This window comes from Nonomuraea sp. NPDC054003, from assembly GCF_055585125.1.
This window is the reverse complement of record NZ_JBVJKR010000009.1, coordinates 352,742-372,593: the sequence shown is the minus strand read 5'-3', so window position 1 is coordinate 372,593 and position 19,852 is coordinate 352,742. Positions and strand designations below refer to the sequence as shown.

The window sequence follows — 19,852 nt, the reverse complement described above, 5'->3', positions numbered from 1 at the left end:
GATGAGCGATCTTCCTCGCCGCGCCGTCACGCGCTCCGCCAAGCTGGCCACCCTGCCCCTCAGTTTCGCCGGACGCACCGCCCTCGGGCTGGGTAAGCGCATCGGCGGCAAGTCCGCCGAAATGGTCGCCGAGGAGATCCAGCAGCGCACCGCCGAGCAGATCTTCAAGGTGCTGGGCGAGCTCAAGGGCGGCGCGATGAAGCTCGGCCAGGCGCTGTCCATCTTCGAGGCCGCCCTGCCGCCCGAGATCGTCGCCCCCTACCGCGCCACGCTCACCAAGCTCCAGGACGCGGCGCCCCCGCTCCCGGTCGCCACCGTCCACAAGGTGCTGGCCGAGCAGCTCGGCGACGACTGGCGCGACCATTTCCAGTCCTTCGACGACGAGCCGACCGCCGCCGCCTCCATCGGCCAGGTCCACCGGGCCGTCTGGCACGACGGCAGGGAGGCCGCGGTCAAGATCCAGTACCCCGGCGCCGGCAAGGCCCTGCTCGGCGACTTCGCCCAGCTCGCCCGGCTCGGCAAGCTGTTCGGGGTGCTCATGCCCGGCCTCGACATCAAGTCCGTCCTCGCCGAGCTGCGTGAGCGGGTCGCCGAGGAGCTCGACTACCTCCGCGAGGCCGAGGCCCAGCACGCCTTCGCGCTCGAGTTCCACGACGACCCCGACTTCCACGTGCCCGACGTCATCGCCGCCAACGAGACCGTGCTGGTCACCGAGTGGATGGACGGCGTCCCGCTGTCGCGTGTCATCACCGAGGGCACGAAGGAGGAGCGCGACCGGGCCGGGCTGCTGTTCGTCCGCTTCCTGTTCTGCTCCCCCGCCAGGGTCGGCATGCTCCACGCCGACCCCCACCCGGGCAACTTCCGCATGCTGCCCAACGGCAAGCTGGGCGTCCTCGACTTCGGCGCCGTCAGCCGGGGCGGCTACCCGCTGGCGTTCGGGCAGCTCACCCGCATCTTCAACCAGGGCGACATGGACACCGTGATCGCCGGGCTGCGGGCGGAGGGCTTCATCCGGCCCGACATCGAGATCGACCCCGACGCGCTGCGCGCCTTCCTGTCGCCCTACGTGGAGCCGACGGCGGTGGAGGAGTTCACGTTCAGCCGCGCCTGGCTGCAGACACAGGCCGCCTCGGCGACCGACCTGCGGCCCGGCAACGTGGTCCGCCAGCTCAACCTGCCGGCCTCGTACGTGCTCATCCACCGGGTTCACATGGCGGGGATCGGGGTCCTGTGCCAGCTGGGCACCACGGCACGTTTTCGCGACGAGGTGATCCGCTGGGTTCCGGGCTTCTCCGACGACACCATCGACCCCGACGACATGGCCCTCGTCACCACCTGATCTCCGCACCCGCGCCTTCATGACCAGGTTCGAACGGGCGTATCACCGCGGATTGGTGGAACACGCGTAAGTCGGGGTATGAATGCCCGCTCCTCCTCCGTGGGGGAACGGGCTCCCTTCCCGCCGACATACCGGGGTTGAGATCCGAGCATGAGTACGCGCCGCAACCATCCGCACACTCCAGGACCGGACACACCCGGCCATCAGGCCGATCACGACGGTCATGGCATCCATGGCGCTCACGAAGGCCACGGCGGCCGTGGTGATCAGGGCGACCGTGGTGATCAAGGGGGTCACGGCGGTCAGAACGGTCGCGGCGCTCACGAAGGCCAGGATGGCCATGCCGGTCAGGACGGGCACGGCGGGCACGGCAGGCATAACGCTCACGGCGGGCATGGTGATCATGTTGGGCAGTTCCGGCGGCTGTTCTGGATCATGCTGGTCCTGGCGGTCCCCGTGGTGGGGTTCAACGAGATGTTCGCCCACATCATCGGCTACCGCCTGCCTGATTCCGCGTGGGTGCCGTGGGTCTCACCGGTGCTGGGCACCGTCGTCTATTTCTGGGGCGGACGGCCGTTCCTGACCGGGGCGGTCTCGGAGATCCGCTCCCGCCGGCCCGGCATGATGCTGCTCGTCGGCCTCGCTATCACGGTGGCGTTCGTCGCCTCCTGGGGTGCCAGCCTGCACGTGCTCGACGAGGAGCTGAACTTCTGGTGGGAGCTGGCCCTGCTGGTCGTCATCATGCTCCTGGGCCACTGGATCGAGATGCGCTCCCTGGCGCAGACCACCTCGGCTCTGGATTCCCTGGCGGCCCTGCTGCCCGACGAGGCCGAGAAGGTCGACGGCGACGACGTGGTCAAGGTCGCCCCGGCCGACCTGGTGGTCGGTGACGTCGTCATCGTCCGTCCCGGCGCCTCGGTCCCCGCCGACGGGAAGATCATCGACGGTTCCGCGAGCATGGACGAGTCCATGGTCACCGGAGAGTCCAAGCCGGTGCGCCGCGAGGCCGGCGAACAGGTGGTCGCCGGCACCGTCGCCACCGACTCCGGCCTCCGCGTCGAGGTCACCGCCATCGGCGACGACACCGCCCTGGCGGGCATCCAGCGACTCGTCGCCGACGCCCAGGCCTCGTCCTCGCGTGCCCAGCGCGTCGCCGACACCGCGGCGGCGTGGCTGTTCTGGTTCGCCCTGGGTGCCGCCGCGATCGCCGCCGTCGTCTGGGCCCTCGTCGGGCTGCCCGACAGCGGGATCGTGCGGACCATCACCGTGCTCGTCATCGCCTGCCCGCACGCTCTGGGCCTGGCGATCCCGCTGGTGGTGTCCATCGCCACCGAGCGCGCCGCCCGGGGAGGCGTGCTGGTCAAGGACCGTCTCGCGCTGGAGTCGATGCGCACCGTCGATGCCGTCCTGTTCGACAAGACCGGCACCCTGACCAAGGGCGAACCCACCGTGACCGGGATCGAGCCGGTCGGCGGTCGCGGCGCGGACGAGGTGCTGGCCCTGGCCGCGGCGGCGGAGAGCGACAGCGAGCATCCGCTGGCCAAGGCCATCGTCGGCGCGGCCCGTACGCGTGGGCTGGATGTGCCCCAGGCCAGCGAGTTCTCCTCCTCCCCCGCGGTCGGCGTGAAGGCGACCGCGAACGGCACCGTGATCGAGGTCGGCGGCCCGTACCTCCTCGACGAGCACGGCCTGGACGAGCTTCCCGTCGCCGGTGAGTGGCGGACGGAGGGGGCGATCATCCTGCACGTCCTCGCCGGCGGCCAGGTGATCGGCGCGCTCCGGCTGGCCGACGAGATCCGGCCCGAGTCCCGCGACGCCGTCGACGCCCTGCACGCCGTGGGCGTCCAGGTCGTGATGATCACCGGTGACGCCCGGGCCGTCGCCGACACCGTGGCCGCCGAGCTCGGCATCGACCGGGTGTTCGCCGGGGTGCGGCCGGAGGACAAGGCGGCCAAGGTCGCGGAGCTGCAGTCGGAGGGCAGGAAGGTCGCCATGGTCGGCGACGGCGTCAACGACGCCCCCGCGCTGGCCCAGGCCGACGTCGGCATCGCGATCGGGGCCGGCACCGATGTGGCGATCGGCTCGGCCGGGGTGATCCTCGTCTCCTCGGATCCGCGCTCGGTGCTCTCCGTCATCGATCTGTCGCGGGCGAGCTTCCGGAAGATGAAGCAGAACCTGTGGTGGGCCGCCGGCTACAACCTGATCTCGGTGCCCCTGGCCGCCGGGGTGCTCGCGCCGATCGGGTTCGTGCTGCCGATGAGCGTCGGGGCGATCCTCATGTCGGCCTCGACCGTCGTGGTCGCGCTGAACGCCCAACTGCTGCGCCGGCTCGACCTCACTCCGGCACACAGCACGAAAACGTTCCTCGACCACGCGACACCCGCCCGGACACTCTGAACGCCCGGCGGCGTGTGCGGCCGGGCACGCAGAGGGCCGACATCCGGACGACCAGCGGCGGATGCCGCCGGGCGCGCACGGGCCGGTACCTGGACGACCGGCGGCGGGTGCGGTCGGCGGCTGTTCGCGGTGCGAGGTGGTGAAGGCGTCGGCGACCAGCGCGTTCCGCTGGTGGCCGCCGTCGGTTCGGACGTCCCCGTGACGTCTTTCGGGGTTCTTACGGATGGCGGCGGGCCATCGGCCCGGCCGGAAAGCGCGCCTGATGATGGCGGCAACCATCGTCGAGTGAAAGGCGGGATCCGGGATGGGTCTCTTCCGCATGGCCGGGTCAGCCGGCTATGTCTGCGCCGTGCTGCTCGTCTTCAACGTGTTCCGGCGGGCCGGGGTGGTCGCCGAGACGCCGGTCACGCACGCGGTGGCGCCGTTCGCGGCGCTGTCCGGGCTGTTCGCGATCACCGGGCTCTATCTGCTCATCCGGAGCGGGACCGGCGGGCTCGGGCTGGCCGGGTACGTGCTCAACGGCGCCGGTCTGGCCGGGGCGTTCGCCGTCGAGTACACGCTGCACTTCGTTTTCCCGTCGCTCCCCGGCGCGACGGTGAGCGAGCTGCTGGCCGGAGGGACGGGGACGGCGTTCCTGGTGACCTCGGCGGTGCTGCTGTCGGGGGTGCTGCTGTTCGGCGTGGCGGCGATCCGGTCGGGGACGCTGCCGGTCGCCGCCGTGCTGCTCTACGCGGCGGGGATGGTGCCCGGGTCGCTGCGCGGGGTCGTGCCGGAGTGGGCCTACCTCGGCGGGCTGGTCGTCGCGGCGGCGGGCATCGCGTGGATGTCCGCCCGCCTCTTCGCCGCCGCCGGGACGGCCGATCCCGTGAGGAGACCGGCCGGCCAGCACGCGTAGAACCGAACGCGGAAGACCCGCGCGGAACCGTCGTTCCGCGCGGGTCTGATTCTCGGCGGGGAGGTCCTGCGCCGGCGGCAGGACCTCCCCTGTCATAGCACCAGTCGCAACGCCCGGTTCAGGCGCTCGTTGGCGCGCTGGACACCACGCTGCGCCCTGCGGACGCGGCTGATGCGGGAGGCCAAGCGCTGCTCCTCCGCCTCGCGGTGGAGGGTCCGTATTCGGTCGTTGACCAGTTCATGGTAGAGATACGGGGCCGAGAACTCGCCGCTCGTCGGGATGAGGCTCATCAGATCGTCTTCTTTCTGCTGGTGTTGCTGGATCGGTGGGTCAGGCCGCGACCGGGTGCTTGCGCGGACGGCCACGCGGACGCTTGCGGGGCACGATGGTCCCGCGGAGGATGAGCTCGCCGCCCCAGACGCCCCACGGCTCCTCGCGCTCGAGCGCGCGCTCGAGGCAGGCCTTCTGGATCGGGCACCCGGTGCAGAGCGCCTTGGCGAACTCGACGTCCTCCGGCGACTCGGCGAACCACAGGTCAGGGTCGGTACGACAGGGGATCTCGGCTTCGTCGATCAGGTCCATGATCGTCTTCGCCCCCATCAGGATTCTCCTTTGATCGAACACGTTGTTCTTGGTCGGGACACACCTCGTGGGTGATCGGGATCACGGACAAACAAAGAGGCCGCGGATCCTGTCTGCGGATCCGCGGCCTGGGGGCTGCTGTGTGCCGGTCAGGTTATGACCGGAGCATCCCTCCAGGGTTGCGGACCCACTCCACGCTTGGCGATCGGCTGGGTCGGCACTTCGGCGCCTGCGGTGCCCGCAGGGACGCCCAGAGCGACGGCTGCGGCGAAGACGGGAGCACCGGAGGTGGCGGCGCCGGCGTGGGCGCGCGCATACATCAGGGACTCCTGGCGACGGGCAGACTCGTCCTGCCGCAGCTTGGCCGGCCCACTGACGAGCCTCACCGAGTCACGGCACGCGGAAAGCAGCCACTGCGTGGCCGGCGTGTTGTTGATGCTGATCACTGTGACTCACCTCCGCTCTGGGATCGTCGGGCAGGGACGCCCGACTCGCTTGACCATGACCCTAAACCCGGATCTCGGGGTTGGGCAACGTATTTTCTACCTGCGATTTCGTGACAAATTCGTGCGGATCATGGCCTCCTGAACCACGGACACCACGAGTTCGCCCGAGGCGTTGAACATCTCCCCCCGCGCGAGCCCTCTGGCGCCTCCGGCGGAGGGCGACTGCTGCGCGTAGAGCAGCCACTCGTCGGCCCTGAACGGCCGGTGGAACCAGATGGCGTGATCCAGCGAGGCGCCCATGATGTCGGAGGCGCCCCAGGCCAGGCCGTGCGCGAGCAGGATCGTGTCGACCAGGGTGTAGTCGGAGGCGTAGGCGGCCAGCACGACGTGCAGCAGCGGGTCGTCGGGCAGGTCGGAGTCGAAGCGGAACCACACGTTGGTCTCGGTGCTGCGCAGGTCGGGGTCGAGATGCGCCTCCCAGACCAGCGGGGAGACGTAGCGGGCGTCGACCGGGCGCGGCCGGGCCAGCCACTCGCGCTGCTCGTGGTCCTCCCCGACCAGCGCGGTCATCTGCTCCTGGAAGGTCGGCAGCGTCTCGGGGGCGGGCACCACCGGCATCGCCGAGGCCTGGTGCTCGATGCCCGGCTCCTCGACGTGGAACGAGGCCGACATCGTGAAGATCGCCTTGCCGTGCTGGATCGCCACCACCCGCCGGGTGGAGAACGACCGGCCGTCGCGGACCCGCTCGACGTCGTAGACGATCGGGATGGCCGGATCGCCGGGGCGGATGAAGTAGGCGTGCAGGGAGTGGACGTTCTTGCCGGCCGGGACGGTGCGCCCGGCGGCGACGAGGGCCTGCGCGGCGACCTGCCCGCCGAAGACGCGCTGGACGCGCTCCTCCGGGCTCCGGCCGCGGAACATGTCCTGCTCGATCTGCTCCAGGTCGAGCAGGTCGAGCACTTCCTTCAGGGCCTCGTTCACTCATCCCCCTTCACGCGGCACGCGCGAGCAACCCCCGGGCTCGCCCCCTTATGGTGGCATCCCGTGGTTTCGCGGTGGTTACGACGGTGTCGTCCTGAGCCGGAGACGACAGGACAGGATACGCGGGGTCAGGGTCAGGAGCCGCGGCACAGGCCGAGCACCGCCTCCCCGTAGCGGTCGAGCTTGACGCGGCCGACGCCCGCGATCGACAGCAGCTCCTGCTCGGTCGTCGGCGCCCGCTCGGCGATGGCCTGCAGCGTCACGTCCGTGAACACGACGTACGGCGGGATCTTGGCTTCCTTGGCCGTGGCCGTGCGCCAGGCCTTGAGGCTCTCCAGCAGCGCCTCGTCGTAGTCGGCCGGGCAGGTCGCGCACCGTCCCAGCTTCTGCTCGGCCGCGGCCACCAGGGTCTTGGCGCAGACCCGGCAGCTGACCGGGGCCGCCACCTCCCTGCGGTCGCGGGTGGGCGCGGCGGGCCGCGACGGCGCGGACGGGCGGCCCGTCAGCCCGTCGAGGAACCGGGACGGGCGGCGGCTCCTGCGCCCGCCCGGCGCGCGGGCCAGCGCCCACGACAGCGAGAGGTGCAACCGGGCACGGGTGACCCCGACGTACAGCAGCCGGCGCTCCTCCTCGATCTGCTCCGGCGTCTCCGCGTAGATGATCGGCACCATGCCGTCGGTGAGGCCGACGAGGAAGACGGCGTCCCACTCCAGGCCCTTGGCGGCGTGCAGGGAGGCGAGCGTGACGCCCTCGACGGGCGGTGCGTGCTGCTCGGCGGCGCGGCGCTCCAGCTCGGCCACGAACGCCGGCAGGTCGGCGCCCTCGGCTGCCAGGTCCTCCGCCAGGTCGGCCAGGGCCTTGAGCGACTCCCACTTCTCACGCGCCTTGCCGCCGCCGGGCGGCGAGGGGGTCAGCCCGACGCCGGTCAGGATGTCGTGGACCTCGGAGGCCAGCGGCTCGCCGCTGTGGGAGCGGGCCGCGCCGCGCAGCAGCACGACGGCCTGCCGCACCTCGGGCCGCTCGAAGAAGCGCTCCGCGCCGCGCACCACGTACGGGATCTCCGCCTTCGACAGCGCCTCCTCGTAGGACTCGGACTGCGAGTTGGTACGGAAGAGGACCGCGATCTCGCGGGACGGGACGCCCTGGTCGATCAGTTTGCGGATGCCGCGCGCGACGCCGGCGGCCTCGGCGGGCTCGTCGTCGTAGTCGGCGAACACGGGCCTGGGGCCGTCAGGGCGCTGCGCGACGAGCTCCAGACGGTGAGGCGACTTGCTCTTGGCGATGACGAGGTTGGCCAAGTTGACCACCTGGGGGGTGGAGCGGTAGTCGCGCACCAGCTTGATGACCGCGGCGTTCGGGAACTCGACCGCGAAGCCGGTCAGGTAGCGCGGGGTGGCGCCGGTGAAGCTGTAGATCGTCTGGTTGGGGTCGCCGACCACGCACAGGTCGTCGCGGCCGCCGAGCCAGGTGTCGAGCAGCAGCTTCTGCAGCGGGTTGACGTCCTGGTACTCGTCGACGACGAAGTAGCGGTACTGCTGGCGGATCTGGGCGGCGACCTCGGCGTGCTCGGTCATCACCGCCGCGGTCAGCTCCAGGATCGTCTCGAAGTCGACGAGGTGGCGCTCGCGCCGGATCCGCTCGTACGCCTCGTACAGGCGCACCACCTCCTCGGCGGGAACCGGAGGGGTGCGGTGGTGCTTGGCGGCGGCGGCGACGTAGTCGTCGGGGCCGATCTGGGTGACCTTGGCCCACTCGACCTCGGCGGCGATGTCTCGCAGCTCGGACCGTTCGGGATTTTTCCGGATCTGGCGGCAGGCTTCGACCAGCACCGGAAGCTTGGACTCGATCACCGACGGCGCCTCGCCGCCGATCACCCGCGGCCAGAAGTAGGTGAGCTGCCGCAGCGCGGCGGCGTGGAACGTGCGCGCCTGCACCGCCGGCGCGCCCAGCTCGCGCAGCCGCTGGCGCAGCTCGCCCGCGGCACGTGTGGTGAACGTCACTGCCAGCACGCTCCGCGCGTCGACCGCCCCACTGCGCACCGCGTGCGCGATCCTGTGGGTGATGGCCCTGGTCTTGCCCGTGCCGGCTCCGGCCAGCACGCACACCGGGCCGCGCACGGTCTCGGCCACCTCGCGCTGCTCGGGGTCGAGCCCGGACAACACGTCGTCCACGCTGCTCACCTGTCCATCCTCCCAGCCGGTGGCGGTCCGGAAGCCATTCTGGCAACAGGTGGCCGCACCCGTTTCACAGGCAACGAGATGCAAACAACCGGTCTCTTCCACCACAATGGGGCCCGACCATCTGGCGGGGAGGAAGGAAAGCCGTGCGTACAGCGGTTTCCCTGAGCGCGATCGCGCTCGCTTGTGTCGCGCTCACCCCGGTGGGCGCGCAGGCGGCGCAGGATCCGACGCCGGGTCCCGCGGTGACCATGCCGACCGACCCTGACGGCATCGGCGGGCATGCCACGGAGACCATCTCCTACGGCAAGCACCGCCGCCAGCAGATGGACGTGTGGTGGACCCCCGACGGCATGCAACGGCCCGGAGTCTTCATCGTCCACGGCGGCTGGTGGTCCAGCGGCGACAAGCGGGGCATGACCCAGATCGCCCGCTCGTACGCCGACATGGGCTACACGGTCTTCAACATCAACTACCGGCTGTCGACCCAGGCCGCCTGGCCCGCGCAGCGCACCGACGCGCTGGCCGCGATCGCCGCCGCCCGCCGCCACGCCGACCGGTGGGCGTTCGACGCGAACAACTACGTGGTGGTCGGCTTCTCCGCCGGCGGCCACATCGCCGCCGCCGTCGGCACCTTCGGCAACGGCACGCAGGGGCTGAAGGGCGTGGTCGGGCTGTCGCCGATCATCTCCCCGCTGCGCGCCTACACCGACGGGGCCGCGGCCACCCAGCCCAACAAGGTACGACTGCGCAAGGCGGCGGTCCGGCTGGCCGGCGGCTGCCACCCCAAGGGCAAGTGCTCGCGGGTGTGGGCCAGCATGGAGGTCGCCTGGCACGCCAGCCGCAAGGACGCGCCGATGCTCACCGTGCACGCCCAGGACGAGTTCGTGCCGCCGCAGCAGAGCGAGCTGGTCAAGGACGCTCTCGGCAAGCTCGGCGTGCCTGTGAAGATCATCACCGTCCCGGGCCAGTCCCACAGCACCACCCTCTACCGCGAGATGGGCGTGGCCGAGCGCGTCCAGGCGTGGATCGCCAGCCGCATCGGGTGAGGGATTAACCAGGCCACCCGCGTTGTTGCACCGAACGCCTTCGTTTCCCCTGACCTTGGAGGGATTCCCCAGCGATGACGCTCACGGTCTACAGCACCACGTGGTGCGGCCCCTGCAAGCGCCTCAAGTCCCAGCTGACCCGAGAGGGCATCAGCTTCACCGAGGTCGACATCGAGCGCGACCCGGACGCGGCCACCTTCGTCATGAGCGTCAACGGCGGCAACCAGGTGGTGCCCACGGTGGTCATCGAAACCCCGAACGGGCGCATCGTCCGCACGAACCCGTCCGCCCGCGAGGTCAAGGCCCTACTCGAACCGGCCTGAGACGGACTCCTCCGAAGACCTGGGTGCGTGGATCACCCAGGTCTTCTACCAGTCGCCCGTCAGAGCGCTGCCGTACCAGGTCTCTATGAGCCGGCGGGCGATCGAGACCGGGGGCGGGAGGCGGACCTCGCCGGTTTCGAGCGCGCGGGCCAGGTCCTCGCGGGAGAACCAGCGGGCCTCGGCGATCTCCTCGGCGTCCGGGGTGAGGTCGGTGGAGAGCGCCTGGGCGAAGAAGCCGAGCATGAGACTGCGCGGGAAGGGCCACGGCTGGCTGCCGAGGTAGCGCGGGTTGGTGACGAGGATGCCGACCTCCTCGGCCACCTCGCGGACGACGGCGGCCTCCAGCGACTCGCCGGGCTCGACGAACCCGGCCAGGATCGACAGGCGTCCCTCCGGCCACTGAGGACCGCGGGCCAGGAGGCAGCGGTCGTCGGGGTCGCGGATCAGCATGATGACCGCCGGGTCGACCCGGGGGAAGTGCTGGCTGCCGTCGTGAGGGCAGACCCGGATGTGGCCGCCCGCCTCGACGGCCGTGCGCGCGCCGCAGCGCGGGCAGAACTGGTGGGTGCTGTGCCAGGCCTCCAGCGCCACGGCGTAGACCAGGAGGCCGGCGTCGCGGTCGCCGAGCAGACCGCCCGCCTGACGCAGCCCCGCCGGCACCGGGTGACCCTCGGGGGCGTCGTGCGGGCTCATCGGTACGGTGACGCGCCCGTTGACGTCGCCCGGCGGGGAACCGGGCAGCGGGGCGGCCACGGCGAAGTAGGCGACACCGTCGGCGACGCCGAGCAGGAAGCGCTCGCCGGCCGGGGCGTCGGCCGTGGTGTAGAGCACCGCCCGCACCTCGTCGCCGGCGCGTTCGACGAGGGTGCGGCCGTTGTCGATGACGAGCACCCGGGTGGAGGGGGCGTTCCAGGCACGTTCCAGCCACGCGCTGTCGGATCTCAGTGCGGCCGATCTGTCGATGGTGCCCCGGGCCAGGAGCAGCGGTCCGATGAGTTGCTCTTCCGCTTGCGTTTCCACAGGGTCCACCCTTCCAAACTCTCTGTCATCCTATGGCGGCTTCGGGAAGATCTTCGAAGGGGTTAGGATCTTGGGTAGTTAGGCAAACCTTACTTGCAGGGCCCGGGGGTGCCGCGTGCGGGAGTCTCACCTGGCCGCCCGGGTGCTGGACGCGCTGCTGCGCGAAGACTACGGCGGCCTGTCGTCCCAGGTCGTCAGGGGCCGGGGCGGCGTCGGGCTGACGCTGGCCGACGGGAGGCTGGTGCGGCTGGCGCCGGGTGCGCCCTTCCAGGACTTCGTGGTGGCGGCCGGGGAGTTGCTGGGCCTGGAGCAGGTGCTGGACACTCTGGCGGAGATCGCTCCCGAGGAGGACGCCGACGGGGTCAAGGCGTTCTTCGACGAGTGCGTGGCGGCGCTGGCCGTGCTGGAGCTGCACGACGCGCGGCCTCCCGGGGTGCGGTCGTACGAGACGCTGGCGGCCCTCGCCGACCATCCCTGCTATCCGACCGCGCGGGCACGGCCCGGGGTGCCGGACGGGGAGCTGGCCTCGTACGCGCCGGAGTTCGGGCCCGTGTTCGAGCTGCGCTGGGCGGCGGTGCCGCGTCGCATGCTGGAGCCGGGCTCGGCGCCACGGCTGCCGCCGGACGTCCTGGCGTCCCAGGGTGCCGGTGCGTTCTCCCGGGAGCCGCTCGGGCCGGACGAGGTGCTGTTCCCCGTCCATCCGCTGACGGTCGACGAGGCGCGGCGGGCCGGGGCGCGGGTGCTCGACGTACGGCGCGGCACCGTACGACCTACCGCGTCGATGCGCGCCGTCGAGGCCGGGCCGCGCACGCACCTGGTGCTGCCGCTGCCGATCAGCGTCCTCGGCACGCGCGACCACCTCGGCATCGAACCGGGCAGCTTGAGCGCGGCAGCCCGCGCGGAGCCGCTCCTGCGCGCGCTGGCCGGCCCTGACGTGCTGGTGGCGGGCGAACAGGAGTACGCGCGTGCCGGGCACGAACACCTCGCCTGGCTGGTGCGCCGACTGCCGGAGGGCCGTCGCGTCCCAGTGGCGGCGCTGACCCTGCCTGAAGCCCCGGACGAACTCGGCGCACAAGACCAGCCTGGCAATCTGCGCCGCCCGGGTCCGCGCGCCCGGACCAGCGTGAGTGCTGAAGTCGAGCTGCAAGGGGAGGCACAGGGCGAATTGCAGGGCAAGGTGCCTGGCGGGGCGGAACGCGAGGTGCCTGGCGGAGTGCGGGGCGAGATGCCTGGTCGGGTGCGAGGCGAGCTCCAAGCTGAGCTGCAAGGCGGGGTGCCTGGCGAGGTGGTGGATGTGCCGGTCGCCTATGTGCGTGCGCTGTTGCGGTGGAGCGTGCGGCTGCTGGTGGAGTACGGGGTGGTGCCGGAGGTCCGGTGGCACGACGCGGCGCTGGTGCTGGTGGATGGCGTGGTGAAAGTGCTCGTGCAGGGGCATGACGGGGTGTTGGTCTCGCCCGCGAGGCTGGCGGCGGCGGGGATCGTGGCGCCGGGGCTGCCCGAGCGGATGCTGACGGACGACCCGCACGCGCTGGCGGACGCGTTCGTGACAGGCGCGCTGCATCTGGGCGCGGCGGCGGTCGCGTTCGCTGTGCTGCCTCCGGCCGACGCGGCCGCGCTGCTGCGCCGCTCGCTGGAGGAGGCGTTGCGACCGTACGACGCCCATCCGACGGCCAGGCTGCTACGGGCCAGAACGCTCGACGCGGCCAGGCTCACCGGCAGGCCGTGGCTGACGGCCGGCACGCTGGCGTCAGCGGAGCGGCTGTCCACCAAGCCGCCACGCATGAGCGGCCCGAACTACCTGCGCCTACGCTGACGCCCTCAACCCAGACGCGCCACCGCGACCCAGCGGTACGACGCTGACGCTTTCCGGCCGGACATACCACCGGACCGAACAGTACGGCGCTGACGCCCTTGGTCCCGACGCGCCGCCGCAGCGTAGCGGCGCGGTGCTGACGTCCCCAGAGGACGGACACACCACCGCGACGCAGCGGTACGGCGCTGACACCCTCGGGCCGGACCCACCGCCGTGGTACGGCGCTCACGTCCTCGGGCCGGGCGCGCCGCCGTGGCGTAACGGTGTGGTGCTGACCTTCCGGAGGGCGGATGCGCGGCGGTGGGGTGTGGGGTCAGGTTGTGGGGACCGATTCGATGAGTGCTACCAGGCCGTCGGCGTCGAGCAGGTTGACGGGGCGGACGGTGAGGTTGGCGCGGACGTAGTGGAAGGCCGCGCCGACGCGGTCCAGGGGCACGCCGGCCAGGTGGGACCAGGCCAGGCGGTACGCGGCGAGCTGCACGGACGCGGCGCGGGCCGCCTTGCCCTTGGGCGGGCGCCCCGTCTTCCAGTCGACGACCTCGTAGCGGCCGTCGGACAGCTCGAAGACGGCGTCCATGCGGCCGCGCACCAGCCGGTCGGCGATCATGGTCTCGAACGGCACCTCCATGTCGACCGGCCGCCGATCCGCCCACTCGCTCTGCTCGAACCGCTCCTGCAGCTCCGCCAGCCGCACGTCCGCCTCCTCCGGCTCGACGTCCAGGCCGAGCTCGAAGTCGTCGATGAGCCGCTGCTGGTCCCAGCGGGTCTCCAGCCACCTGTGGAAGGAGGTGCCGCGCCGGGCCAGCGGCGCGGGCTTGATCGGGACCGGGCGGCGGATCCTGCGGGCCAGCTCGCGCGGATCGTCCGCCAGGGTGACGAGGGACGAGACGGTCAGCCTGGCGGGCAGCTCGACGGTGGTGGAGTCGGGCCGCCGGTGCAGCTCGCGCTCGCGCAGCAGCAGGTCGGTGTCGCGCTCCCAGGCCTGGACGCGTTCCTCCTCGAAGGCGCGCAACGCCTCGTCCTCGTCGCCGTCCAAGCCGCCCGCGAGCGCGTCCTCCACCAGCCGGGCGCCGTCGAGGACGGACTCGTACCGCAGACCGGCAGGCTCGACCGGCCAGATGGCCTGGGGAGGCTCGGCCAGCAGCGGGTTGGTGGCGCCGGGTTCGAGGTCCGGGGCCCAGACCGCGACCCGGTCGGCGGTGTCGCGGATCTCCAGCAGGAACTCCGACGGCGCGAGCGGCTTGGAGGCGGTGCCCCACCGGTAGCCGGAGGCGATCAGGTGGTAGTGGGCGCGGGTGACGGCCACGTACGCCAGCCGCCGCTCCTCCATGAGGTCCCTGGCGCGGCAGTGCTCGTCGAAGGCGGCCAGCTCCTCCTTGCCGAGGCCGGTGAGCCGGGGCAGGTCGGCGGCGTCGCCGCGGAGCGGGTAGGGCAGCTTGCGCGGGTTCTCCGTCCAGCGGCCGTTCACGACGGGAGTGGCGGGGAACACGCTGCCCGTGGTGATCGTGCCCATGGAGCTGAGGAGCTGCGACAGTCCGGGCACGACCACGACGGGCCACTCAAGGCCCTTGGAGGCGTGCACGGTCATCAGCTTGACGCTGTTGCTCTCGCCGACCCGGCCGCCCTCCAGCCCGAACTCCTCGCTCTCGGCCGCCTCCAGGTAGGCGAGGAACGCGCCCAGCGTCGGGTCCTCGGCGTCGCCCGCGAACCGGGAGGCCGCGTCCAGGAACGCGTCCAGGTCGGCCCTGGCGGCGAACGCGCTCGCCGTGCCGCTGCGGGCGGCCACCTCGATGTCCAGGCCGAGCCGCCGCTCCACCTCGCTGATCAGGTCGGGCAGCGGCTGCGCGGTGTGCGCGCGGAGCTGGCGCAGCTCGTGCGCGAGCGCGACCAGCCGGGTGGCGGCCAGCGGCGAGAACGACGCCAGCCACTCCTCCCTGTCGGGCAGCTCGTCCAGCGCGTCGACCAGGCTGCCCTGCTCGTCGGCCAGGTCGGCGACGGCCTGCTCCAGCGGGTCGTCCTCGTGGCGGCTCTCGCGGGACTGGCGGACCAGCTCGCGGGCGTGGTCGCCGAGCACCCGCAGGTCGGCGGGGCCGATCCGCCAGCGCGGCCCGGCCAGCAGCCGGGCCAGCGCGTCGCCGGCGGTCGCGTCGTAGAGCACGCGCAGCGTGGCCACGATGTCGCTCACCTCGGGCACGGTGAGCAGGCCGCCGAGACCGACCACCTCGACCGGGATGTCGCGGTCCTCCAGCGCCCTGCGCAGGGCGGGGAACTGCGAGCGCTTGCGGGCCAGGATGGCGACGTCCTGCGGCTGGATGGCGAGGGTCTTCTTGCGCTCCTTGTCGCCCCAGGGCAGCCCGTCGGGCGCGACCTCCTGGCCGATCAGCTTGGCGACCATGCCGGCGATCCACGCGGCCTCGTCCTCGGCGGTCTCGTGGAAGGCGCAGGTGACCCGGCCCCGGTCGACCCGGTTGGCGCCGGGGACCAGCACCGGCACCTCGCGGGCCTCCATGCGCAGCGGGAGCTGGACCCGGGCGGCGACGTCGAGCACCCGGTCGCCGTTGCGGAAGCTGACGCTGAGCTGCCGCACCGGCGCCGGGTCTCCTGAGGCGGCGCGGAAGTCGGCCGGGAAGCGGCGCAGGTTGCCGGCCGAGGCGCCGCGCCAGCCGTAGATGGACTGGCAGGGGTCGCCGACGGCGGTGACGGGGTGCCCGCCGCCGAACAGCGAGCGCAACAGCACGAGCTGGGCGTGGCTGGTGTCCTGGTACTCGTCGAGCAGCACCACCGCGAAGCGGGAGCGCTCGATCTCGCCGACCTCCTTGTGTCCGGCGGCGATCCGCGCCGCCAGCGCCATCTGGTCGCCGTAGTCGATGACCTCCCGCCTGCGCTTGAGTCTCTCGTACGCTTCCACGAGCGGCAGCAGCTGCTCCCTGGCCTCGTGCACGACGACCGGCCGGCCCTGCGCCTTGGTGACGCGGCCGGGCAGCTCGGCGTGCCGATCGCGGAGCCATTCGCCGATCCTGCGCACGTCGCCGGGGCCGCGCAGGTGCTCCGACAGCTCACCGGCGAGCTCCAGGACGGCGGCGGTGACCGAGGCGGGGCCCAGCTCGATCCTGTCCATCGGCCCGTCGTACATGGCGACCACGCGCGAGGCGAGCTGCCAGGAGACGGCCGGGGTGACCAGCCGCATGGTGGGCTCCAGCGCCTCGCGCAGCGCGTGGTCGGTGACCAGGCGCGAGGCGTAGGCGTGGTAGGTGGAGACTGTCGGCTCGTCGTGCAGCAGCTCGGGCTCGACCAGGCCGGCCTCGGCGAGCCCGGCGAGCCGTTCCCTGACGCGGGTGGCCAGCTCGGCGGCGGCCTTGCGGGTGAACGTCAGGCCGAGCACGTTCGCGGGCTTGACCAGGCCGTTGGCGACCAGCCAGACCACGCGGCCGGCCATGGTCTCGCTCTTGCCCGAGCCCGCGCCGGCCATGACGACCATCGGCTCCAGCGGGGCCTCGATGACGGTGGCCTGTTCGGCGGTGGGCGGCAGGATGCCGAGCTTGTCGGCCAGTTCGACCGAGTTCAGCACACCTGTCCCCCGCTGTCGTTCACGGGGCAGCTCGCCCTGGCCGCGCAGGTGCGGCAGCCGTCGTTCGTCCTGGCCTGGAAGAGGGGGCCGGACATGCCTATCGCCACGGTGTCGACCAGGTCCTTGGCCCAGCCGGGGTTCTGGTCGTCGGCGAGCGCGTCCTGCTTCTGCTCGATCGCGTCGTGCTTGCCCGCGGCCTTGCCAAGCTGGACGAGCGCGGCGCCGCCCGGCTCGTCCATGCCGTGCCTGGCGAACGCGCCCAGCAGCGCGGCGAGCTGGTAGACGCCGAGCTGGGGGTGGCGGTCGAGGTCGCCGGGCCTGGGTTTGGAGCCGCCGGTCTTGAGGTCGATGATCACCGCGCGGCCGTCCTCGTCGCGCTCCAGCCGGTCGACCCGGCCCTTGATCTGGACGCCTTCGGCGATGGTGGCCACGAACGACTCCTCCAGGGCGATCAGGTCGCGGCCGTTGTCCTCCTGCCAGCGCAGGAACTTGCCGATCATCTGCTCGGCCACCTGCCGCTGCTTGCGGTTGAACCAGACGCCGCCGAAGTCGAGCTCCTTCCAGACGTCGTCGAGGCGTTTGCCGAGCATGTCCTCGTCGGGCAGGCCGGTGGCGGCGATCACGGCGAGCGCGTGGATGACGTTGCCGAGGCCCTGCGCGGTGCTGGTGCCGGCGGCGCCGACGGCCGTCTCCAGCAGCCAGCGCAGGCCGCACTTGGTGAAGCTCTCCACGGCGGACGGGGAGATGGTGACCACGTTGTCGGGCCAGCTCAGCGGCCGGTCGTCGGAGATCGGCGTGAGCGCGTACCAGTCGTTGGGGTGGGCGCCGGGCACGCCGGCGGCGGCGAGCCTGGCGAGCTGTCTGGCCGCGTTCCTGCGCATCTTCGCCGGTTTGGTGGGGTCGGTGACGGCGCTGCGCAGGTCGGCCACGAGCGCCGGCATGCTGAGCCAGCGCGACCGGTCGCCGACGCCGGCCTCCTCGACCGCGCCCGGCATCAGCTCGGACAGGAACCTGGACGGCCGCTCGTCGGTGTCCTCGCCGCCGACCGCGGTGACGACGAGCCGGTGACGGGCGCGGGTGGCGGCCACGTAGAACAGCCGCCGCTCCTCGGCCAGCAGCTTGGAGGCGAGCGAGGCCGCGTTCGGGCGGCCGCCCTCGACCACCTCGACGAGGTCCTCCACGCCGAGCATGGTGCCGCGCAGCCGCAGGTCGGGCCAGACCGCCTCCTGCACGCCCGTCACCACCACGATGTCCCACTCCAGGCCCTTGGCCCGGTGGGCGGTCAGCACGCGCACCGCGTCGCCGTCGGGGGCCCGCTCGGCCAGCGTGTCGCCGGGGATCTCCTGGGACGCCAGGTCGTCCAGGAACACCTCGGGCCCGGCCTTGGGCATCCGGTCGACGAACCGGGCGGCCTGGTCGAACAGCGCCACCACCGCGTCGAGGTCGCGGTCGGCCTGGGCGCCCCTGGTGCCGCCGGACAGGCTGGTGTCGGTCCACTTCCCGGCCAGTCCGGCGGCCTGCCAGACGGCCCACAGCACCTCTTCGGCGCTGCCCTGCTCCTCCACCGCCGTGCGGGCGGTGGCCAGCAGCTTGGCGACGCGCTCGGCGGGCACCGCGACGTGCGGCTCGATCCGTACGAGCTCGCGGGGGTCCCTGATCGCGGCGACCAGCAGCTCGCCGGACGAGCGCGGCACGTACGGGAGCTCAGGGGGGTCGGCGGCCAGCTCGTTCTCGGCGATCTTGAGCGCGCGGCGGAGGCGGCGCACGCCGATCATGTCGGTGCCGCCCAGCGGGCCGGTCAGCAACTCCTCGGCGACGTTCTCGTCCAGCTCGGCCGGGTCGACCGCGACCTTGAGCATCGTCAGCAGGGGGCGGACGCCGGGCTCCTGGGCGATCGGCACCTCGTCGCCGGCGATCATCGTGGGCACGCCGGCGTTGACCAGCGCCCGGCGCAGCAGGGGCACCTGGCGCTTGGCCGAGCGCACCAGCACCGCCATCCGGTGCCAGGGCACGCCCTCGATCAGGTGGGCGCGGCGCAGCGTGTCGGCCACCACCGCGGCCTCCTGGCTCGTGCTGTCGGCCAGCAGCACCCGCACCTCACCCGGCGGCGCGTCGGGCGACGGCACCAGGTCACGATGCCCGCGCCCGCCGAAGGCCCGCCCGGCGGGCTCCGGTGCGGCGGGGTTCGGCGCGGGGTCCGTGGTCGGCAGGGGGGCGGCGGGGAGGCGGGCGGCCACGCGCCGGGTCGCGGCCAGCAGGTCGGCGCCGCTGCGGCGGCACACGCGCAGCGCCACGATCGGCGCGTCGCGGCCGTCGAGGGTACGGAAGCGCTGCGGGAAGCCCAGGATGCCGTGCACGTCCGCGCCGCGGAACCCGTAGATCGACTGGTCGGGGTCGCCCACCGCGACCAGGTCGCGCCCGTCGCCGGCCAGCTGCTGGAGCAGGAACTCCTGGGCCGGGTCGGTGTCCTGGTACTCGTCCACGAACACGGCGTCGAGCGCGGCCCGCTCGCGCGCCCGCACGCCGGGGTCCGCCAGCAGCCTGCCCGCCTCGGCGATCAGCTCGGCGTAGTCGAGCGTCCGTTCAGGATCGAGGTCGAAGCGGGTCTCGTAGCGGTCGGCGAAGCGGCCCACGGCCACCCAGTCGCCACGACCGTGCCGCCTGCCGAGCTCCCTGAGCCGCTCGCCGTCCAGCCCGCGCTCGGCCGCGCGGGACAGGAAGTCGCGCAGCTCCTCGGCGAACCCGCGGGTCCTGAGCGGCTCGCGCAGGTCTTCCGGCCAGTCGAGCGCGCCGTCCTCCAGCTCGCCGTGGAGCAGCCGCCGCACCTCCAGCAGTTGCTCGGGCCCGGTCAGCAGCCGGGGCGGCGGCTCGCCCGCCTGCACCGCCGCGCGGCGCAGCAGCGCGTAGGCGTAGGAGTGGAACGTCATGGCCACCGGCGTGCGGGTGGTGCGGCGCAACCGCCCGGTGACGCGGCGGCGCAGCTCCTCGGCCGCCTTGCGGCTGAAGGTGAGGATCAGCACGCGCTCGGGGTCGGCGCCCCGGCGCTCGATCCGGTCGACCACGCTCTCGACGATCGTGGTGGTCTTGCCGGTGCCGGGCCCGGCCAGCACGAGCAGCGGGCCGCCGGGATGGCCGACCACCGCGCGCTGATGTTCGTCCAGCACAGGAGGCTCAGCAGGCCCCCCACTGCCACGGCGCACCAGCCGCCAGGTCTGACCACTCACAACCCTAGATTCCACCAGACCACAGGGGTAGATCGTGC

The 19,852-nt window shown here is 72.4% G+C and carries 15 protein-coding genes; 6 read left to right on the top strand and 9 right to left on the bottom strand.

All coding sequences use genetic code 11. The annotated features are described in order from the left end of the window. The first annotated feature begins 1 nt into the window (after window position 1). Entirely contained in the window at window positions 2–1,339 is a 1,338-nt protein-coding gene (locus tag ACZ6YG_RS25480; RefSeq protein WP_466019375.1) for an ABC1 kinase family protein, read from the top strand. Between the two features lie 42 nt (window positions 1,340–1,381). Here the strand turns inward: ACZ6YG_RS25480 and ACZ6YG_RS25475 are convergent, their stop codons facing one another. Next, entirely contained in the window at window positions 1,382–1,744 is a 363-nt protein-coding gene (locus ACZ6YG_RS25475) for a hypothetical protein (protein ID WP_148029294.1), read from the bottom strand. Window positions 1,745–1,774: 30 nt separating this feature from the next. Between ACZ6YG_RS25475 and ACZ6YG_RS25470 the strand changes: the two genes are divergently transcribed. Together ACZ6YG_RS25470 and ACZ6YG_RS25465 are read left to right on the top strand one after the other, a co-directional pair. Further along, window positions 1,775–3,736: a heavy metal translocating P-type ATPase gene (locus tag ACZ6YG_RS25470; protein ID WP_466019374.1), complete on the top strand. Its 1,962-nt coding sequence runs from the start codon at window positions 1,775–1,777 to the stop codon at window positions 3,734–3,736. Between the two features lie 304 nt (window positions 3,737–4,040). Then, window positions 4,041–4,631, top strand: a complete 591-nt coding sequence (locus tag ACZ6YG_RS25465) for a hypothetical protein (RefSeq protein ID WP_466019373.1) — start codon at window positions 4,041–4,043, stop codon at window positions 4,629–4,631. A 92-nt stretch (window positions 4,632–4,723) separates the two neighbouring features. Here the strand turns inward: ACZ6YG_RS25465 and ACZ6YG_RS25460 are convergent, their stop codons facing one another. The 5 genes from ACZ6YG_RS25460 to ACZ6YG_RS25440 form a co-directional block, all read right to left on the bottom strand. Further along, window positions 4,724–4,921 (bottom strand): hypothetical protein, encoded by a 198-nt coding sequence (locus ACZ6YG_RS25460; RefSeq protein WP_148029291.1) that lies wholly within the window; start codon window positions 4,919–4,921, stop codon window positions 4,724–4,726. 40 nt (window positions 4,922–4,961) lie between these two features. Next, entirely contained in the window at window positions 4,962–5,231 is a 270-nt protein-coding gene (locus ACZ6YG_RS25455; protein WP_148029290.1) for a WhiB family transcriptional regulator, read from the bottom strand. 131 nt (window positions 5,232–5,362) lie between these two features. Next, window positions 5,363–5,659 (bottom strand): hypothetical protein, encoded by a 297-nt coding sequence (locus ACZ6YG_RS25450; protein ID WP_219543968.1) that lies wholly within the window; start codon window positions 5,657–5,659, stop codon window positions 5,363–5,365. Between the two features lie 96 nt (window positions 5,660–5,755). Beyond that, the gene (tesB, locus tag ACZ6YG_RS25445) at window positions 5,756–6,640 is read right to left on the bottom strand and encodes an acyl-CoA thioesterase II (RefSeq protein ID WP_466019372.1); all 885 of its coding nucleotides are present in this window, start codon (window positions 6,638–6,640) and stop codon (window positions 5,756–5,758) included. 134 nt (window positions 6,641–6,774) lie between these two features. Next, the gene (locus tag ACZ6YG_RS25440) at window positions 6,775–8,811 is read right to left on the bottom strand and encodes an ATP-dependent DNA helicase UvrD2 (protein WP_466019391.1); all 2,037 of its coding nucleotides are present in this window, start codon (window positions 8,809–8,811) and stop codon (window positions 6,775–6,777) included. Window positions 8,812–8,963: 152 nt separating this feature from the next. On the opposite strand from ACZ6YG_RS25440, the gene ACZ6YG_RS25435 reads away from it, so the two are divergent. Both ACZ6YG_RS25435 and ACZ6YG_RS25430 read left to right on the top strand, forming a co-directional pair. Next, window positions 8,964–9,866, top strand: coding sequence for an alpha/beta hydrolase (locus ACZ6YG_RS25435; RefSeq protein ID WP_271279779.1), 903 nt, complete (start codon window positions 8,964–8,966; stop codon window positions 9,864–9,866). Between the two features lie 74 nt (window positions 9,867–9,940). Next, a complete protein-coding gene (locus ACZ6YG_RS25430; protein WP_148029287.1) occupies window positions 9,941–10,189 on the top strand; it encodes a glutaredoxin family protein in 249 nt (82 codons plus the stop codon). Window positions 10,190–10,234: 45 nt separating this feature from the next. Here the strand turns inward: ACZ6YG_RS25430 and nudC are convergent, their stop codons facing one another. Then, window positions 10,235–11,209, bottom strand: coding sequence for an NAD(+) diphosphatase (nudC, locus tag ACZ6YG_RS25425; protein WP_271279778.1), 975 nt, complete (start codon window positions 11,207–11,209; stop codon window positions 10,235–10,237). Between the two features lie 115 nt (window positions 11,210–11,324). Between nudC and ACZ6YG_RS25420 the strand changes: the two genes are divergently transcribed. Then, window positions 11,325–13,022: an IucA/IucC family protein gene (locus tag ACZ6YG_RS25420; protein WP_466019371.1), complete on the top strand. Its 1,698-nt coding sequence runs from the start codon at window positions 11,325–11,327 to the stop codon at window positions 13,020–13,022. 313 nt (window positions 13,023–13,335) lie between these two features. Here ACZ6YG_RS25420 and ACZ6YG_RS25415 read toward each other — a convergent pair whose 3' ends face one another. Together ACZ6YG_RS25415 and ACZ6YG_RS25410 are read right to left on the bottom strand one after the other, a co-directional pair. Further along, window positions 13,336–16,590: an ATP-dependent helicase gene (locus ACZ6YG_RS25415; protein WP_466019370.1), complete on the bottom strand. Its 3,255-nt coding sequence runs from the start codon at window positions 16,588–16,590 to the stop codon at window positions 13,336–13,338. Beyond that, window positions 16,584–19,754, bottom strand: a complete 3,171-nt coding sequence (locus tag ACZ6YG_RS25410; RefSeq protein WP_364237125.1) for an ATP-dependent helicase — start codon at window positions 19,752–19,754, stop codon at window positions 16,584–16,586. The genes ACZ6YG_RS25415 and ACZ6YG_RS25410 overlap by 7 nt, the downstream gene beginning before the upstream one ends. Between the last annotated feature and the right edge of the window lie 98 nt (window positions 19,755–19,852).

Bases quoted from the DNA above. Each gene is read 5' to 3' on its own strand.
- ACZ6YG_RS25480 (WP_466019375.1), top strand. From the start codon at position 2: ATGAGCGATCTTCCTCGCCGCGCCGTCACGCGCTCCGCCAAGCTGGCC.
- ACZ6YG_RS25430 (WP_148029287.1), top strand. From the start codon at position 9,941: ATGACGCTCACGGTCTACAGCACCACGTGGTGCGGCCCCTGCAAGCGC.
- ACZ6YG_RS25465 (WP_466019373.1), top strand. From the start codon at position 4,041: ATGGGTCTCTTCCGCATGGCCGGGTCAGCCGGCTATGTCTGCGCCGTG.
- ACZ6YG_RS25460 (WP_148029291.1), bottom strand. From the start codon at position 4,921: ATGAGCCTCATCCCGACGAGCGGCGAGTTCTCGGCCCCGTATCTCTAC.
- ACZ6YG_RS25455 (WP_148029290.1), bottom strand. From the start codon at position 5,231: ATGGGGGCGAAGACGATCATGGACCTGATCGACGAAGCCGAGATCCCC.
- ACZ6YG_RS25470 (WP_466019374.1), top strand. From the start codon at position 1,775: ATGCTGGTCCTGGCGGTCCCCGTGGTGGGGTTCAACGAGATGTTCGCC.
- ACZ6YG_RS25475 (WP_148029294.1), bottom strand. From the start codon at position 1,744: ATGATCACCATGCCCGCCGTGAGCGTTATGCCTGCCGTGCCCGCCGTG.